Origin of the sequence: Aphanothece microscopica RSMan92 (assembly GCF_046613545.2) — a bacterium.
Taxonomy (GTDB): domain Bacteria; phylum Cyanobacteriota; class Cyanobacteriia; order PCC-6307; family Cyanobiaceae; genus NIES-981.
The window spans coordinates 1-906 of the sequence record NZ_JBKKKY020000231.1; the positions used below are offsets into that span (position 1 = coordinate 1).

A 906-nucleotide genomic window follows, 5' to 3' on the forward strand; every position below is an offset into this window, starting at 1 on the left:
TAGCGGCGCAGGGTGAGGGTCGCCCCGATCGTGCGCTTCTCGCCGAGGAAGGTCGCATACTGAGACGAGCCGACGCCGCCGGTGCCGACCAGCCACAGCGAGCTGGCGACATATTCTTCATCCAGCAGGTTCTTGCCCCAGATCTGAAGATCGAAGCTGTCGCCGCGCAGACCGAACGAGCCGTTGAGCAGCGAGCGCTCCGGCGCGAAGGTCACGTTGGTCTCGTCCACATACATCTTGGACTGATAGGTCAGGTCGAGGCGGCTGTAGAAATCGACCGTGTCGAACAGCGGCCGCTCGTAGTTCACCCCGATCACGCCGTCCCAGGGGGCGGTGCGCTCCAGTTGGTTGCCGCCGATGGCGCCGTTGGCGGGGCAGACGGTGCCGTTGCAGACCCGCGCCAGACGCACGCGGTCGGAGACTGCGCTGTCGATATAGGTGGCGTCATTGTAGGCGAGACCGAAGTTCACGCTCAGATTGTCTGTGATCAGCCATTCGCCGTCGATTTCAGCGCCGCGCACTTCCACCCCGCCGATATTGCCCACGACCGTAAGCAGGATGGCGAACGTGGTGGGCAGGGTGCCGTCGGCGCCGAGGCGCACGGCGTTGTTCTGAAGGTTCTGCCACTCGGTGTAGAAGATGTTGCCGTTCAGGCGCAGGCGGCCGTCGAGCAGGATGTTCTTGGAGCCCAGCTCGTAGGTCCAGTTTTCTTCCGCTTCCCAGCTACGCTGACCCACGAAGGGCGTCTTGCCGTTCAGACCGCCGGACTTCACGCCCTTGGCGATGGAGCCGTAGATCGACCGCTGCTCCGCCCAGTTCCAGGTGAACGAGACCCGCGGCACGAAATAATCGTTGGAGCGAGTCTGCGTCCAGGGATTGGCCGAGATTGGCCCGCGGAAAGCGGCG

At 63.9% G+C, this 906-nt stretch carries 1 protein-coding gene; it reads right to left on the reverse strand.

Annotated features, from left to right (window positions below; genetic code table 11):
* Window positions 1-906 (reverse strand): TonB-dependent receptor domain-containing protein (locus tag ACLD7X_RS17165; protein ID WP_411424903.1); only part of this gene is annotated, 906 nt, incomplete at both ends.